Source organism: Gimesia aquarii, from assembly GCF_007748195.1.
GTDB lineage: Bacteria > Planctomycetota > Planctomycetia > Planctomycetales > Planctomycetaceae > Gimesia > Gimesia aquarii.
The window spans coordinates 18,009-34,226 of the sequence record NZ_CP037920.1; the positions used below are offsets into that span (position 1 = coordinate 18,009).

General features: G+C 48.4%; 14 protein-coding genes. 4 read left to right on the forward strand and 10 right to left on the reverse strand.

All coding sequences use genetic code 11. From position 1 onward, the window contains the following. From V144x_RS00055 to V144x_RS00095, 9 genes are all read right to left on the reverse strand, one after another. Positions 1-1,497 carry a sulfatase family protein gene (locus tag V144x_RS00055; protein WP_232102665.1) on the reverse strand — a complete coding sequence of 499 codons (1,497 nt, stop codon included), beginning with the start codon at positions 1,495-1,497 and terminating at the stop codon, positions 1-3. Between the two features lie 36 nt (positions 1,498-1,533). Further along, positions 1,534-2,967, reverse strand: a complete 1,434-nt coding sequence (locus tag V144x_RS00060; RefSeq protein WP_144979526.1) for a sulfatase-like hydrolase/transferase — start codon at positions 2,965-2,967, stop codon at positions 1,534-1,536. Continuing rightward, positions 2,964-4,343, reverse strand: coding sequence for a sulfatase family protein (locus V144x_RS00065; protein ID WP_144979529.1), 1,380 nt, complete (start codon positions 4,341-4,343; stop codon positions 2,964-2,966). The genes V144x_RS00060 and V144x_RS00065 overlap by 4 nt, the downstream gene beginning before the upstream one ends. 167 nt (positions 4,344-4,510) lie before the next feature. Continuing rightward, positions 4,511-5,128 carry a LutC/YkgG family protein gene (locus tag V144x_RS00070; protein ID WP_144979532.1) on the reverse strand — a complete coding sequence of 206 codons (618 nt, stop codon included), beginning with the start codon at positions 5,126-5,128 and terminating at the stop codon, positions 4,511-4,513. Continuing rightward, the gene (locus V144x_RS00075) at positions 5,115-6,485 is read right to left on the reverse strand and encodes a lactate utilization protein B (RefSeq protein WP_144979535.1); all 1,371 of its coding nucleotides are present in this window, start codon (positions 6,483-6,485) and stop codon (positions 5,115-5,117) included. The genes V144x_RS00070 and V144x_RS00075 overlap by 14 nt, the downstream gene beginning before the upstream one ends. A gap of 1 nt (position 6,486) precedes the next feature. After that, entirely contained in the window at positions 6,487-7,233 is a 747-nt protein-coding gene (locus tag V144x_RS00080; RefSeq protein ID WP_144979538.1) for a (Fe-S)-binding protein, read from the reverse strand. A gap of 270 nt (positions 7,234-7,503) precedes the next feature. Continuing rightward, positions 7,504-8,274, reverse strand: a complete 771-nt coding sequence (locus V144x_RS00085; protein WP_144979541.1) for an aldo/keto reductase — start codon at positions 8,272-8,274, stop codon at positions 7,504-7,506. Positions 8,275-8,307: 33 nt separating this feature from the next. Beyond that, the gene (locus V144x_RS00090; RefSeq protein WP_144979544.1) at positions 8,308-9,552 is read right to left on the reverse strand and encodes an FAD-dependent oxidoreductase; all 1,245 of its coding nucleotides are present in this window, start codon (positions 9,550-9,552) and stop codon (positions 8,308-8,310) included. Between the two features lie 234 nt (positions 9,553-9,786). Continuing rightward, a complete protein-coding gene (locus V144x_RS00095) occupies positions 9,787-10,248 on the reverse strand; it encodes a RidA family protein (protein ID WP_144979547.1) in 462 nt (153 codons plus the stop codon). Between the two features lie 375 nt (positions 10,249-10,623). On the opposite strand from V144x_RS00095, the gene floA reads away from it, so the two are divergent. The 4 genes from floA (at position 10,624) to V144x_RS00115 (ending at position 15,188) form a co-directional block, all read left to right on the forward strand. Further along, positions 10,624-11,562: a flotillin-like protein FloA gene (gene floA, locus V144x_RS00100; RefSeq protein ID WP_144979551.1), complete on the forward strand. Its 939-nt coding sequence runs from the start codon at positions 10,624-10,626 to the stop codon at positions 11,560-11,562. Between the two features lie 259 nt (positions 11,563-11,821). Beyond that, positions 11,822-12,031, forward strand: a complete 210-nt coding sequence (locus tag V144x_RS00105) for a hypothetical protein (protein ID WP_144979554.1) — start codon at positions 11,822-11,824, stop codon at positions 12,029-12,031. 132 nt (positions 12,032-12,163) lie between these two features. Further along, a complete protein-coding gene (locus tag V144x_RS00110; protein WP_144979557.1) occupies positions 12,164-13,210 on the forward strand; it encodes a 3-oxoacyl-ACP synthase III in 1,047 nt (348 codons plus the stop codon). A 361-nt stretch (positions 13,211-13,571) separates the two neighbouring features. After that, positions 13,572-15,188 (forward strand): alginate export family protein, encoded by a 1,617-nt coding sequence (locus tag V144x_RS00115; protein WP_144979560.1) that lies wholly within the window; start codon positions 13,572-13,574, stop codon positions 15,186-15,188. Between the two features lie 50 nt (positions 15,189-15,238). Here V144x_RS00115 and V144x_RS00120 read toward each other — a convergent pair whose 3' ends face one another. Beyond that, on the reverse strand, positions 15,239-16,141 hold the full coding sequence (locus V144x_RS00120; RefSeq protein WP_144979562.1) for a prolyl oligopeptidase family serine peptidase: 903 nt from the start codon (positions 16,139-16,141) through the stop codon (positions 15,239-15,241). Positions 16,142-16,218 lie beyond the last annotated feature (77 nt).

Sequence of the window (16,218 nt, forward strand, 5' to 3'; positions counted from 1 at the left end):
TTATTTGCCTGCAGCGCGCCAACGCTTCATCAGTTTAATATTCGCTTCCAGGATAGCAGCCTGATCGGGGTTTCTTTTGCGGGACTTCTCGAAGTAGGGAGCCATATCGCTATCGTACATTGCTTCCGATTCGGGGAAGCGGCCGCGGTCGTCTGTTTCGAGTTCCCAGTTCGCGAGCAGGCCTCGAAATTCGGTGAGTTGCTTATCGTAGGCAGGATCGCCGGCCAGGTTATGAATTTCCCAGGGATCTCTGGTGAGGTCATAAAGTTCTTCTTCGGGCCGTGTCTCAGCGAGATGCAATGATTGGGCGGCATTCAGTTTTCCAGCAGCATGTAATTCGCGCAATACGGGCATAAAGGGTTTCGCGTCCTTGTACTTGCAGGGCTGTAGATAAGGACGTTCGGGGAGGTAGTTGCGAATGTACTTGAAGTGACCCTTGCGGACGCTACGGATATGATCGACGGTTTCATCGCAACGGTCGCGGGCCGAGACCACATATTTACGGGGTTTGGCCTGCGGTCCGAACAGGGGGCGTCCCTGCATGTTGGCAGGAATCTTTATCCCGGCGAGTGCCAGACTCGTAGCAGAGAGATCAATGTGTGAGATCAATTCATCTCGCACTGATCCCGCAGGTTCATACTTCAGACCCCAGACGACGAACGGAATCTTCAGTCCCTCTTCGTAGAGAAACTGTTTGCCGCGCGCGTGGCTGATTCCATGGTCGGTCAGAAAAAAAACGACTGTGTTCTCGAGCACATTTTCTGCTTTCAAGCGGGCAATGATCTGCCCGACCTGCCTGTCGGTGTACATGACAGAATTGAGGTATTCGGCCCAGTCTGTGCGAATCACGGGATGATCCGGGTAGTAAGGGGGCAGCGTTACTTCCTCTGCCGTGACCAAATCATCCAGTTCGGCCTTTACTCTTTCGTAAGCCTTTTTCGAATTACGCAGCTTTCCCCCTGACAGTTGGTATTGCGCGAAGAACGGTTGGCCAGCGGCACGTTGAGTCCAGTCAACACCGTCATAGAGGTCCCCTCTTTGATAAACGAAGTTGTAATCCTCTTTTCCGGGTCGGGTCCCATCCGCGTTCGCGTTGGTTGTAAAATAACCTGCTTCACGAAACAGTTCGGGGATGGTGCGGATTCCATCAGGTAAGTGAATTTTTAACGCCCCGCGGGAACTGCGATGATGGTGTGCTCCGATTGTGGTCTGATACATGCCGGTAATCACGGCCGAACGAAATGTAGAACAGACCGGTGCCGTCACGTAGGCGTTGCTGAACGCGACACCCTCCCGCGCGAGTTGATCCACGTGGGGTGTCTTGACGAGTTTCTCTCCCTGATAGCCGAAGTGGCACGACATATCGTCGACAACAATCCAGACAATGTTCGGTCGCTGCTTTGTGCTCGCAGATGTCTCTGCTGCCTGTACCTCTGCGGAAAGAACCAGCGCCATGGCTGACAAGAGGGCTACTATTTTCAAATGTGTCTTGTTCACGTTCTCTTCTTTCTAATCCGATGTTCGGGACGAAGGCTAATCGTTGGGATTCACGATATTTTTCCAGTCCGGATAAACGGGGCGTATTTTTTTATCTTTACCACCTTGTACCGGTGGGGCAGGGGGGACTAAATTAAACGTCTGCTGCAGCATTCTCCGGGCCTGTTCGCCGCTGTTACCGGCTTGTCCCTCAGCCAAATTCTGGCTCTCTTTGAGATCCTTTGTTACGTTGATAAATCGACCGTCACGATACAGTTTGAATTGAGCCTCGCGTACAAATTGACTGCCTTTAAAGCGTCCCCAATAGGGTTGGTAGTGGCAGAGTACCCAGTCGCGTGGATGGCCTTTTTCCCCATTCAGTTGAGGTAGAAAGCTGCGGCCATCGATGGGATCGTCTTTTCCCAGGCTCACACCTGCCATCGCAGCGAACGTGGGATAGAAATCGGTGAAGTCAATCAGGTCATCCAGTACCACGCCTTGAGGTGTGTGCCCTTTCCAGTAGGCAACCAGTGGCACGTGTGTGCCCATGTCGGTGGTGGAACCTTTGCCCCCACGAATCTTTTGTCCGTTCCATAGCGATGTGATGCCAACATTCGTGCCATTGTCGGCGGTAAACAGAATGAGCGTGTTATCCAACTGTCCCGCCTGTTCCACTCGTTTCACAATTTTGCCGATGATCTTATCCAGATAGTTGACCATCGCGACAAAGTTGGCTTTCCTGGCTTTTTTACTTTTTGGCTGTTTGTTCGCATCGTGAGTTCGCGACGCGGAACCGATGGTGTCGGGCGTCGGTACAAAAGGATTGTGCACCAGTGTCGTCGGATAGTAAACGAAAAAAGGTTGATCCCGATTCCGGTCGATAAAGTCGCAGAGAAAGTCAGACATGATATCCGGACCATATTTCCCCTGGTTGTGTTCGATCGACAGGAACTTACCATTTTGCTCCAGAGCCGGACTCCAGAAACGCTCGCCGCTACCATCTTTCATGTTCTTGCCGCGGGTCACCTGCCAGAGGCAATATTCATCAAATCCCGCTTTGAAGGGGCGCGTGTTGTCCAGGTATCCTTCCGCTTTGTGATAAATTCCGTTGAGCTGCCACTTGCCGGCGACGGCGGTTTTGTAACCCGCGGCCTGCAGCATCTGGCCGAATGTTTTCTCTTTCGGATCGAGATAGCCGAAATGCGTGTAGTTGCGGAAATTGTATTTCCCCGTCATCAGCTTCACCCGCGAAGGGGTACAGATGGGGGTCGAGAAACAGTTTTTAAATCGTATGCCCTGTTTTGCCAGCGCGTCGATGTTTGGTGTTTTATAGTCTTCTGCACCATAGGCGCCGAAACATTCCCAGCTCACATCGTCGGCCATGATCAGGATGATGTTGGGCTTGCGGGTCTCTTTTGTTGTTTTCGTTGCGGCATCGGCCTGAACCATACATGCCGAGAAAACGATTAACAGAATCAATCGTGGAATCATAATTGCTTCTTCCTGTTCTTTTTCTTCTTGCCGCCTCTGGTATGTTTATCAGCATCAATTTCGGTCTGCTGCCCTTTGTCGCCGCAGTGTTTCATCCAGGCATCCAGTTTCGCTTTCAGCTCAGCCTGCACTTTTGCGTATTCCGGTTTGTTGGCCAGGTTATTCCACTCGGTCGGATCTTTAGTGATGTCGTAAAGTTCGATTGCAGGTCGATTTTTATAGCGGCGTACCTTCTCGGCAGCGTCCGCATCACCGGCGGCCGCTTTTGCTTCCCAACTCTTGAACTCGGGCGATTTCATGCAGATGTTGCGAAATTCGATTTCCGGCGTAAAGTTCCAGATGTACTTGAAGTTTTTGGAACGCACAGAACGGATGCCAAAGGTATCGGAGCCGTTGATGATTCCACGTGTTGTCATTTCACCAAATACAAATTCCTTGTGTTCCTGTTTCCCGGCGAAAACAGGCAGCAAGCTCTTGCCGTCGAGTACCGGATCGGGCGTGCCACCCGCGGCCTCGACATAAGTGGGAACCAGGTCGACGTATTCAATCATGGCGTGGTTGATGCTTCCTGGCTGGATCTTACCGGGCCAGCGAGCAATCAAGGCAGACTGCAGACCGGAATCATAGCAGGTCCATTTGGCAAAGGGCATACTGCTGCCCTGTTCGCTGACGACGATAACGAGCGTATTTTCGCGGAGACCGTTTTTATCAAGTGCGGCAAGAATACCGCCGACCTCACCGTCGAAATAAGTAATTTCCGCCAGGTATTGTGTCATGACTTCGCGCGTTTTGGGAGTATCAACAAAGTAAGCCGGTAACTTTAGTTGACTCGCATCGTAGCGCGATGGATCGCCTTTGTTCCAGGGTGTGTGTGGTTCTCTTGAACAAAAGAAAATACAGAAAGAATCGTCGTCTGCCTTGCAATCGGAAAAAAAGGATTCAGCTGCTTCGACGAGGTCTGCCCCTTTTGGTTTTTCAAAGGGAAACACCGACCTGGAGCCCACATGACTTTTGCCACTGAGTGCCACGCGATAGCCCAGCGGTTTGAGATAATGCACAATACTTTTGACACCGGGGTTGGCATTCGTGTGATTGGGATAAGCGCCGATCTTAACGGGATACTGACCAGTATAAATGTTATGACGTGTGGGGGAGCACATCGGCGCCGCCTGAAAGCAGCGCGTAAAACGCATTCCCTCTGTAGCCAGCCGATCGATGTGTGGTGTGTGCGCCTGACCGCCGTAACAACCAATGTCGCGGAACGTACAGTCGTCTGCCATGATAAACACGAAGTTGGGCTGCTTCGCTTCCATCCATCCACAATGGATAAAACAAACGATGACTATCACTAAGAAAGTAAAAAGTCGGACAACCATGAGGTTTCTCCTGACCATCAATGCAATTTGGATTATGGAACGAACGACATTGGACTTGGACGAATTGGGGTTAATACTGTTTATGCTACCTTGATGAGCATCTCACGAACAGCAAAATATTCGATGCGTCCACATTTCTCTGTGATCACATGTCTGGTGTGACTTAGTTAAAAAGGTTCTTCAACTAGGAAGACAGTTAAAGATCTCGCGCCGTGGGCTCCGATGACTAGAGATTGTTCGATGTCGGCGGTTTTAGATGGTCCCGCCATGAAGGTGCCAAAGCTCCGGTTTTCGAAACGGAGTTTTTCATAGGCGGCATGCATGTGCGGTACGACTTCTGAAGCGGGTACCAGCAAGGCCACGTGTTGCGACAGGAAATAAAGGGTCCGCAAAGGGCCGCCATCATTGGTGATCCAGGTCGCACCATTTTCGGCTACGCAGAATTCACCGGGTAAAATGGCAAAGTCGATGTCCTTGAAATCGTGTGGATCAGTGATGTCATTCACATTGACCGTCGGTTGACCACAATCAGGAATCAGTGAGCAGATATTGTTTGACTTTTGATAGACGGGCAGTTCTGCCAGTCGCTGATTGACTTCTTCGACATTCTTTACCTGCAGACAGAGACCTTTGATCGAAGCCAACAGGTCAGAAAACTGCTGACTTGGATCGGGGTAGGTGATCCATTGTTGCGTCAACTCTGGCTGTTGCAGGTCGGGCAATTCGGTTTCTGGAATGGATTGTTTCCGGAGTTTGTTTAAAATATGCTCTCTACTTGCGGTCATGATTTTGCTTCATCCACTCTCGGAAACTCTGTTTAGGCATGTCAGGCAGTTCGCGCTGTTTCCCCCAGGCATTAAAGGGATTGTAAACTAAAAACCGTGGTAAATAGGGCACAATCTTGCGAGCCATCTTTCCTACGAACTGGTACAGTCGCGGTGCCTGCATCATCCAGCTCATCATTTTCATTGAAAGACGTTTTGAAAGCGGAAGGAGACCTTTCAGACGAATTTCCTTCCGCCAAGTCAACAACTGATGATGCAGATCGATTTTGACAGGACATACATCGGTGCAGGAAGCACACAAACTGCAGGCAAACGGCAAACTGGAATTAGCTTTCGTATCATGTGCGGCCCCCAGGATCGATCCAATAGGCCCGGGAACAGTGTTGCTGTAACTATAACCGCCGCTGCGTCGATATACGGGGCAGGTATTCATGCAGGCGCCACAACGTATGCAGTTCAGAGAACGACGGAATTCATCGCTGTCTGCAATTTCACTGCGACCATTATCCAGCAGAACAATATGTAATTCGCTATCAGGGGCGGGACCATGAAAGTGGGAGGAATACGTGGTGATTGGTTGCCCTGTTGCCGAGCGTGCCAGGAGTCGCAGGAAGACACTCAGATCAGAGGCGCGGGGAATAAGTTTTTCAATTCCCATGCAGGCAATATGCAGTTTGTTGAGCGACGTTCCCAGGTCGGCATTGCCTTCGTTCGTGCAAACCACAAATCCGCCCGTTTCAGCAATCGCAAAATTCACACCTGTGATGCCGGCATCCGCTTCGATAAATTTTTGCCGTAAGCGTTGCCGGGCAGATTCCGTCAGGTATTGCGGGTCGGAAGCTCCTTTTTCGGTGCCCAGTTTCTCATGAAACAGCTCGCCAATTTCTTCTTTTTTGATATGAATGGCGGGCATCACAATATGACTGGGGGGTTTGTCCTGCAGTTGAACAATCCATTCGCCGAGGTCGGTGTCAACAATTTCAATTCCATGCCGCTCCAGATACGGATTGAGATGACATTCTTCAGTGAGCATCGACTTGCTCTTGACGACGCGCTTAACCTGATGTTTCTCTAAAATGCTGTGCACGATTTCGTTATGCTCTTTGGCATCCCGTGCCCAGTGAACGTGAACGCCTTTGGCTTTCGCATTCTTTTCGAATTCTTCCAGCAGATCGGGTAAATGCGAAACGACATACGATTTGATCTTCGAGGCTTGCTCTCGCAGCAATTCCCATTCTGGTAATTGGTGGACGGCTTTATCACGTTTCGAACGTACGAACCAGAGTGACTGGTCATGCCACTTGGCGCGCTCTTTATCTTTGATAAATTCATCGGCTAATTTTGGATGTGAAGGCATGTTATAAACACTCAGCAAAAATTTCGGAGATATGCATCACCCGAATCGGTTTCTTTTGTCTGCGGATGATTCCATCCAGATGCATTAAGCAGGACATATCGAGGGCAGTCAACACTTCTGTTCCCGCTTGTTCATGGTCATGAACGCGGTCTTCTCCCATCATACAGGAGACGGCTTCCTCAGCGACGGCAAAGGTGCCACCAAAACCACAACATTCATCGGCTCTTTGAAGCTGGGTCACTTCAAGTCCTTCAATACTCTCGAGTAATTCCCGTGCGGGACCAAATGGTTCTTTTACAAGTTCGCTGGAACTGGCCAATCTGAGTTCACGAAGACCGTGGCAGCTTTGATGTAATCCTACTTTGTGCGGAAAGCGTCCAGCGAGTGTCTTGATCTCCAGAACAGTGGTCAGATAGTCGCAAAGTTCATAGGTCTTTGCTTTGAGTTCGTCGTATTCCTTGTTTTCAGAGAAATATTCATCGTAATGGTGTTTCACCATGGAAACACAACTACCCGATGGACAAACAACGGCATCATAGGACTTGAAAATTTCCAGAAAGCGCTTGGCCAGGGGTGCGACTTCATTCGTGCAACCGGTGTTTGCCATGGGTTGTCCACAACAGGTTTGGCTTTCGGGATATTCAACATCGATGCCAAAGTGTTCCAGAATCTTCAGCGAGGCAATGCCTACCTGCGGGTAGAGCTGATCAACGTAACAGGGAATAAACAGACCGACTTGGGGTGCCATTTTCAGAACTCAAACGGGGTATCAGGGGAGGTATAGAAAAATTGTTATGAACTCTTCTCCTTTATAGTCCGATCAGTTCCGATTGCCAAGCCGACGCCGATAGAAGAGGCATTGATGTGCACCTAAATGAGTCAGATCCCTAAAAATAGGAATCGATCATAATACTAAAGTTTGTTGATTTATTGTCGTCTTCTTGGAGAAGCGGCGGTCGATAGCCTTTCTGGATCTACCAAACCGGAATCGATCTTGTAAACCGCGAAGACGCACAGATTACGCGGCAGGTCTGACAGAAGCAGCGGTATGCCAGTTCGTCTGAATATGCTTCAGACTGAGCCCGCCTACGACCAGATTACTGACTCCGGGGTTACTGAGCACAAATGGAATGGCTTCTTCTGCTGGCAGCTGTCCTGAAGCAAGTCCTTTTTTGATAATGACGCCGATTCCCTGTTGGGCTGCCTGACGAATGACATCTTCGAGAGAACGATCCTCAAGATGATACTCAAGCATTAAAACATCCGCCCAGGTAAGTGCCGATGTGACTCCGGAAACGGTTTTTCCTGAAAGACCAATCCAGCGAATCTGGCCCGCTTGTTTTGCCGTTTGTAAGACTTCGACGGCATCCGTTTCTGTTAATATCGATTCATCATCGCCGTTGGAATGGATCAGTACGATGTCGAGTACGTCAGTCTTTAATCGCTGCAGACTTCTCTCGATACTGGACTGCAAGCTGGCACGAGAAAAGTCGTAAGTAGATTGCCCGTTTTCGAATGTTTCACCGATTTTGGTGGAAAGCAAAAATTCTTTGCGACGATGCGCAAGAAACCGACCAATTCGTTCTTCACTGATTCCATAAGCGGGAGCGGTATCGATATGATTGATTCCGAGATCAAGAATGGAATTCAACAAATGGTCGGTTGTTGCATCATCGGGCAGATCGTAGGACTGGCTATATTTGATTTGCTGGTTTCGGCCAATCTTGAAAGCGCCGAAACCCAACGCGCTGATTGAAAAACCCGTGTTTCCTAAAGGTCGATATTGCATGGTTCTCGGAGTTTCATTGTGTCGATGGAAAAATCAGGCTACATCTTCTAGAAGGTTAAGATTGCCAAGCGTCACCCAGTTTTCTGCTGTTTCCCAGAGAGGCTGGGCAACCAGTGGTCGAGGTAACGCGGAAAAGGATTCCTTCCAGGATGAATCCTCAAGCGTGGGTTTCACATTCATCTCATCCAAATGTTGAAAGATGTCTGTCGCCAGACGGGGCGCCAATGCTAATTTTGTCGGCCAGGAGGTCAACAAGTTGCCTTCTTTCAGTATCTGTGGTGTCTCAGGCCTTAAGCCTGATTTCGTTGCGCCTTCTGCCCGGTCTACGGAGTATGTATTCCATTCCAGACCGGATAGATTAATACCGGGGATCGAAGCTGACAGTTCTCGGGCTGCGTGCTGGATCAATTCAAGGCGATTCAGTTTAACACCTGTTTCAGAAACTTGACCGCCTAGCTGCCAGACAGTTCGGCCTTGTGAATCCGTATCCGATGTGATTGTGATTCTCGTCTTCGCGCCATCGACGCAGTGTCCGTTAAATTGAGGAAGCGCGCCACGCACCAGTATCATATGAAGTGGGCGTTTTTGCATGACCTGATTCTCAGAACCCGGTTGCTGTCTCGCCAGAGTTCTGAGCGGCTCGTTTCCCCTGCCTGCCGTCAATAAGACAGCCGCCGTTTTAATTGTCAGGGGGTCACCGTCTGGACTTGGAATCTGAATCGAAGAGATCTGTTTGTCTTCATCCAAAAGAAACGAAAGCTGCTCCGGGTCATATTTAATAATCTGATCTCTCAGAGTAGCAGACAAATTGACGACGAGACTTTGTGGCGAGATGACTTGCTCTTCCATTACAGCGATGGAACCGGGACATTGAGCGAGTAATTCGGGAGTCTCTTCCGCAGAGAGCTTTTGGGGCGCAACCCGTAATCCCATTTTGGCCCCAAACATTCCCAATCGGGAGGAAACAGAATCGGTGCGCCAGAGATAACAATGATGGGATCGTATCTCAGTGTCCGATAAGTCAGGCTGCGCTTCGCCCTTTAACGCGTTTCTCCAGATGAGAGGCATCTCTCGAATTCCGCGCGCGGATCCGGTCATCATTCCCTGAAGCGTATATTTCAAACCTCCGTGAATGATTCCTTGAGAGGCAATGGTCTGGCCGCTTCCCAGTTCGAACGCTTCAAGAAGAATGCAACGATATCCCCGCCGGCTGGCCTCGTTTAAAGTCCAGAGTCCGGCAACGCCGCCTCCAAAAATAATCAAATCGACTTTAGGCACTGGGAGAATCCTTCCTCTGATAAAGATACATGCAAATCTTTATCACCCATACATCAAAAAGTAATTCCGAATGACCTCCGGTTTTACTATGTCTGACTCGATTCGAATAGACGAATCCGGCCTAAAATACTGATCAGAGTAGCAGTGTTGAAAAAAATGGCCGAAACAGTCTGTTTTCCGTATATTGTCGCATGATGACAGCGAAGACCGTGTGCGAAGCAATCTTCCCTCTAATCAGCTTTTGATTTGAACGATTGCCTCAACTTCGACGGCGATGTTTCCGGGAAGCGAGCCCATGCCAACAGCACTTCGAGCGGCACGACCGTTTTCTCCCAGGATCTGAACGATCAGATTACTAAAACCGTTAATCACTTGTGGGTGTCGTTGAAAATCTGGTGCTGCATTCACCATGCCGAGGACTTTGACAAATCGTTCAATACGATCGAGATCGCCCAGATACTGCTTGAGTGTAGCCAGCATCGTCAGTCCGACCGCTTCGGCGGCTTCAACACCTTGTTCTTCGGTTAAATCGTCGCCAACACGTCCGGTGTGCATGGTGCCATCCAATTTGACTGGTCCATGCCCGGAGACATACAGCATGTCATCTACTTGAACCACAGGATTATAAATGCCACCTGGTTTTGGAGCTTCGGGAAGTTCCAACTGCAGTTCCTGAATTTTTGCTTCAACGCTCATGATTATTTCCTGATTCTTTTATAGTTTCAAAACAACATTGAGGGCAGGTCACCAGAAGTCTTGTTGTTACAAGGCATTTTTGTATTGGAAGGCGAAAAAACGTTCCCATTTAGCAGCAAAACGTATTTAGTGGGCTTTTCGAACCAACATGACAACTAGAATAAATACAGGAAATGTGATTTCCAATCGTGGGAACAACTCTCTTTTGAAAAACAGAATGATCCAAACCGAGACTCATTTCGTTTTCCTGATATAATCACAGTGAAAAAATACGAAAAGCAGACAAAAATACTTTCGGTTTTTAGCCCGAGGTAGTTATGATATTTGAGAGGCATTCGTCTCAAAACAAATACTCGTAAGGGAGTTAAGAAGAATATGGATGAGCTTTGGCCAGTTGCGGCGTTTGCGATCGGCGGGATCTGTGTCTTATTAGGCATTGTCTTTCTTGCACTATTCGCCCGGTATTTCAAACTATGGATTCAGGCGTTTAGTTCGCGTGCCCGAATCGGCCCTTTTTCCCTGGTATTTATGTCACTGAGAAAAGTGAAGCCCTCGGTAATCGTCGACTCGAAGATCATGGCTGTTCAAGCAGGTCTTACAGATGTCCACACACAAGCACTCGAAGCTCATTATCTGGCAGGAGGTAACGTCCATCGTGTTGTGCATGCCCTGATTGTCGCGCATCGTGCGAGCATCGACCTGGATTGGGATACCGCATCAGCCATCGACCTGGCTGGACGTAACATTATTACCGCCGTCGAAACAAGCGTGGATCCCAAGGTCATTGATTGTCCCGATCCGAAGAAAAGTGGTCGACCAACGCTGGATGGTGTCGCAAAAGACGGAATTCAACTCAAAGCACGCGCGAGAGTCACGGTAAGAACCAACTTGAAACAATTAGTCGGGGGTGCGACAGAGGACACCATTATTGCTCGGGTGGGTGAAGGAATTGTCTCTGCCATAGGTTCGTGTGAAAGCCATAAACAGGTGCTGGCGAATCCCTCAGTCATTGCGCGGGAGGTATTGAATCGAGGTTTGGACTCACAAACCGCTTTTTCCATTGTATCGATTGATATTGCTGACATTGATGTGGGCGAGAATGTAGGAGCCCGTTTGAGAGCAGATCAGGCGGAAGCCGATGTGCGTGTTGCCCAGGCCCGAGCAGAAGAACGAAGAGCGGAAGCCGTGGCGTCAGAGCAGGAAATGTTAGCCAGAACTCAGGAAAACCAGGCAAAAGTTGTTTTGGCCGAAGCAGAGATTCCGCTGGCAATGGCAGAAGCCTTCTCAGAAGGAAGCCTCCGGGCAGCAAAGTAACGAGGCTTATGTTCAGTGTTAAGAAGGCATAGCGATCGAGTCAATCAATCCGTCTGTAAGGGATTGAACAGCATCAGAAATGCTGTCAAAGCTAATTTGTAGCGTCAGTCGATGATAAAAAAAGCCAGACAGGATGTGTTTTTGTAAATACTGGTTGAAATTTTGGTTGGTGATTGACTAATATTATGTCAGTAACAGCAGCAGGAGGTTGTTGTGGACTGAATTCTCCGGACCACCTCGAGAGAGTTTTTGTTTACTTATGAGTGACTTAGCAACAATAAATATTACGGAAAAACAACTAAACCTCCTGTTATCAGGTTTGAAATACGTACGTAGTGCGGAAAAGTTACGAGTCGAAGAGCCTACTCCCGAATACGTTCGGAGTCGCACAGAGAAGCTCAGCGAGATTGAATCCCTGGTTGACACTCTGAAAGCTTCACCCCGCAAACAAAGTGCTTCTCAGGTTTAATATTTTAGAGCACTTAGGTTGAGTTTGCTTCCCTGATTCAATTCAATAGGTATTTCTTTCTGCGCGCAGATGATTCATTGTCTGTCGACCGCTTAGTTAATGTACCTGTTGAATGGAAATATCACGCCGTCTATGCGTTATGAGCATGTTTGTGTTGAAGGTGTTAGTTGTACTCTGCCTCCCAACATCGTTACTTCTGATGAAATCGAAGCGCGGTTAGCTCCCGTCTATGAACGGCTCGGTTTACCCGCCGGTCGATTGGAATTGATGACGGGGATTCAGGAGCGGCGGTTTTTTGATCCCGGAACTCTACCGGGTACGGTCAGCGCGCGAACCGTCAACCAATTACTGGAAGAAAGCCAGCTGGATCGTAAATATCTGGGTGCATTGATTCACGGTTCTGTATGTCGAGATCAGTTGGAACCAGCTACTGCCAGTGGTGTGCATCATAGAGCGGGTCTGCCCCATGACGCTTTAGTACTCGACATCAGCAATGCCTGCCTTGGTTTATTGAACGGTATGGTTTTTCTGGCAAATATGATCGAAATGGGCCAAATTCGTGCTGGAGTAGTGGTCGGTACGGAAGTCGGTCGCGATTTGGTCGAAGGAACAATCGACGATCTGTTACATGACACGACTTTGACCCGCAAGTCCATTAAAAACGATTTCGCTTCTCTCACGATTGGTAGTGGATCGGCTGCGATTCTGCTCTGTGATCGCAGTCTGAGTAAAACAGGCCATCGCTTATTAGGTGGAACTTTTCGAACGGAAACTTCCAGTCACGAACTCTGTGCGGGAGGTGTCGAAGCACAAAAGCATGGGGATCATCGTCCCCGGATGCAGACAGACTCAGAGTCACTCTTAGTTGCTGGTGTGAATCTGGCGATCCCCACCTGGGAAGCGACAAAAAAAACACTGGGATGGAAAAATGAGGACGTCGACCGCGTTTTCACACATCAGGTTGGAAAAGCCCATCGTAAGTTACTGCTGGAAAAGCTGGGGCTTGATCCGGGTCTGGATTATCCAACGGTCGAAACGCTTGGCAACACAGGAGCTGCCGCCTTGCCAATGGCCTGGGCGCTGGGAATTCAAAACCAGAAGTTGCAGAAAGATGACCATGTTGCCTTATTGGGAATCGGCAGTGGACTCAATTCTTTAATGCTGGGTGTCCAGTGGTAATTTTGGGATAGACTAAAAAAGTTTATCTCTGAAGCACTCTCTTATTTCCAACATTTACTCCTAAGTCAAGGCTTGATTAGGGAGACTTTGTCGATTGGGTGTTTTGGTGAAAAAGATTGGCTTGCGTTGTCAATTTGGATTTCGACTTAGTTATCACTCTCTAATTCCTAAGTTCAACCAGTTACTTCAAAACCGAACAAACGGGATGATTATTCTGAACGCTATGATCCGATCCAAAGGAAAGGTTATCCATCAAGAGGAGGATTTATTGCGCGCGGTTCAGAAATTTCTGGTGATTCATTCCAACAATTGATAGAACCTCAAATTCTTCAACTCACTACGTATCAGCAAGGAATGCGAAATGCGTCCAAGCGTCATTTTATCTCTGAGTCTTGTTACTTTGTCTGTGACAACAGGAACGGTATCAGCAGAACCAGTTCAAGCTGAGCTTCCACCATCTCCGAACGCGCAAGCGAAATACGATGGAATTGATGCGGAAATCAAAGAACCTGAAGAGGTCTTTCAACCAGTTTCACAAGATGAACCGAAAGTAGATGTAACAGAGACAGAAGAAGAGATCATCGAAAATGATCCCCTGCCACCGAAGCCTGCAACGAATCCTTACAAGGCACTTTTTTTTGATAACACGTTTGAGGCTTATATTAATAATCCGTCGAGTCCCCCACTGTTAGGGGAGAGACTGAAAATGATGTGCTTTGGTGACGAATGTGCGCCCCACATCGTATCAGTGGGAGGTGAGATACGGCATCGTTGGATGCACGAGCAAAACCGTCTCAGACCGGGTGGCCCCGCTTTAACGGATTATAATCTCTGGCGTTGGCGTCAATATGTGGATTTGCATCTCAACGATACATTACGGTTTTATGTTGAGCTGTTGGATGGTTCTATCTTTGACAATGACATTGCACCAACACCCATTGATATCAATCGCTGGAATCTACAAAATGCTTTTGTTGATATTAAACTGAATGAGTGGGGTGGGGACCCTGCCTATTTCCGTTATGGTCGACAGGAATTGCTTTATGGTGCGCAGCGGCTCGTCTCTCCTCTGGACTGGTCAAACACGCGGCGCAACTTTGAAGGCTTTAAATATTTTCATCATTCTGATTCCTTGCATATCGATGCATTTGTGACGAACCCTGTAAATAGTGCAGCAGGAAATGGTCCCTTTACCGAGCTCGACAGCGGAAGAGATAAGCCGGATACCTCGGTCACTTTCAGTGGAGTCTATCTCACATTTTTATCAGACTCACCACAGTTACTCGATCTTTATTACCTCTGGTTGCGCGATGAAACGGTAACACCAAATCGTCCCGATGGTTCGCGGCATACTATCGGAACCAGATTTAGAACCACGTCTGAAATTCAGAATGAGTACTGTGAAGTTAGCCGAATCTGGGAATTCGAAACAGAAACCGCCTACCAGTTTGGAAACGACAATGGTCAAAGAGTGTCTGCAGGATTCTTTACCTCGGTTTTAGGACATACATGGAAAACACTACCCTGGCAGCCACGTTTGAGCGGACTCTTCTACTGGGGGTCAGGTAACCAGAATCCGAATGGTGGCACCAACAACACCTTCAATACACTCTTTCCATTAGGACATGCTTATTGGGGGATTATCGACAATCTCTCAGGACAGAACCTCTATGATTACAGCTTACAGATGAATTTGAAACCAGCAAAAAAATTAGACTTTGTGGGTGCGTTTCACTGGTTCGAAAAAGCCACCTCCAACGATTTTCTTTATAACGTGGCTGGTGCTCCTGTTGGAACTTTGGGTGGAAGTCGGGATATCGGTCAGGAACTCGATATGATCGCGACATATACTTTTAACCCGAATTTCAATATTCAGGCCGGATATTCCTGGTTCTGGTATGGGTCATTTGTGGGTACGAACATTCCGCCACGAAATACGGCAACACAGTTTTATGTGCAGACCACTTTGAGATTTTAGGATGCGAATTTTCAAAGTGAATCACTCAAAGTGAATGGATCAATGTTCGATTATTTTAATTGTTCATCGATCCAGTTCGCCATTTTTTCTACCTCTTCATGAATGGTCGGCCAGGGGTGGCCACCCCCTTCTTTAACGATTAACGTGACGGGGACATTAGCCTTCTCCAGTGCGGCGACCATGGTTCGAGATTGCTGAATGGGAACCATAAAATCGGCTGTTCCATGAATGAAGAGAAAGGGAGGTAATCCGGGTTTGACGAGTCTCGCGGGCGAAAAGGCTGTCCGCAATTCATCAAGCTTATCTTCGGCGATGGTCTCAGAGCCTTTGGGTGTGATCAGCCGCCGAATGGAATTTGCGAGTGGGTCGTTACCCCGAATATCGATTTTCAAGCCACCATAATTCATCAGATCGGTTGGCGGGAAAAAGACACCCACTGCTTTCACACGGGTTTTTGCATGTGGATCATTGGCGGAGACTGCCGCCATACATGCCAGATGCCCTCCTGCTGAAGCTCCCAGTAATGCCAGCTTGTTGGGATCGATTTGGTATTCTTTGGCATGTTCTTTGACCCAGAGAATGCCTCTATTCAGATTCTCCAGCATTTCGGGGCCATTGAATTTTTTGATCGAACCGGGCCGCACAGCAAAGACCGTGTACCCTCGACTGCAAAAAATATCGAACATTTTGGCCCGCTTGTGGTCTCGGATTTTCCCGCGATCAGAATGGTAGGCGCCCGATGCCACATCAACAATGGCTAATCCGTTTGGCTGACTTTGAGGAGTGAAAATATCCAATAAGAGACCCACGCCATGTACTTCCGCATACACTACGTTTTTTTGTTGTTGGTAGGGAAGGTTAGATGCCTCATTTGCCGTAACGGTTTTGATGGAAAGGGTTAAGAGGAACAGGCAAATAAGCGGAAATCTACAGCCAGTCTGCGGAGTCAACATGATGTCACACCTGATCTTAGGTTGAAATCGGCAAAAAAACGATACGAATCGGAATTCATTAAAAAAATCACAAGCCT

What these genes read in the sequence shown, in the direction of transcription:
- V144x_RS00060 (WP_144979526.1), bottom strand. Translation starts at nt 2,967, where the DNA reads ATGATTCCACGATTGATTCTGTTAATCGTTTTCTCGGCATGTATGGTT.
- V144x_RS00065 (WP_144979529.1), bottom strand. Translation starts at nt 4,343, where the DNA reads ATGGTTGTCCGACTTTTTACTTTCTTAGTGATAGTCATCGTTTGTTTT.
- V144x_RS00070 (WP_144979532.1), bottom strand. Translation starts at nt 5,128, where the DNA reads ATGACCGCAAGTAGAGAGCATATTTTAAACAAACTCCGGAAACAATCC.
- V144x_RS00075 (WP_144979535.1), bottom strand. Translation starts at nt 6,485, where the DNA reads ATGCCTTCACATCCAAAATTAGCCGATGAATTTATCAAAGATAAAGAG.
- V144x_RS00080 (WP_144979538.1), bottom strand. Translation starts at nt 7,233, where the DNA reads ATGGCACCCCAAGTCGGTCTGTTTATTCCCTGTTACGTTGATCAGCTC.
- V144x_RS00085 (WP_144979541.1), bottom strand. Translation starts at nt 8,274, where the DNA reads ATGCAATATCGACCTTTAGGAAACACGGGTTTTTCAATCAGCGCGTTG.
- V144x_RS00095 (WP_144979547.1), bottom strand. Translation starts at nt 10,248, where the DNA reads ATGAGCGTTGAAGCAAAAATTCAGGAACTGCAGTTGGAACTTCCCGAA.
- floA (WP_144979551.1), top strand. Translation starts at nt 10,624, where the DNA reads ATGGATGAGCTTTGGCCAGTTGCGGCGTTTGCGATCGGCGGGATCTGT.
- V144x_RS00105 (WP_144979554.1), top strand. Translation starts at nt 11,822, where the DNA reads ATGAGTGACTTAGCAACAATAAATATTACGGAAAAACAACTAAACCTC.
- V144x_RS00110 (WP_144979557.1), top strand. Translation starts at nt 12,164, where the DNA reads ATGCGTTATGAGCATGTTTGTGTTGAAGGTGTTAGTTGTACTCTGCCT.
- V144x_RS00115 (WP_144979560.1), top strand. Translation starts at nt 13,572, where the DNA reads ATGCGTCCAAGCGTCATTTTATCTCTGAGTCTTGTTACTTTGTCTGTG.
- V144x_RS00120 (WP_144979562.1), bottom strand. Translation starts at nt 16,141, where the DNA reads ATGTTGACTCCGCAGACTGGCTGTAGATTTCCGCTTATTTGCCTGTTC.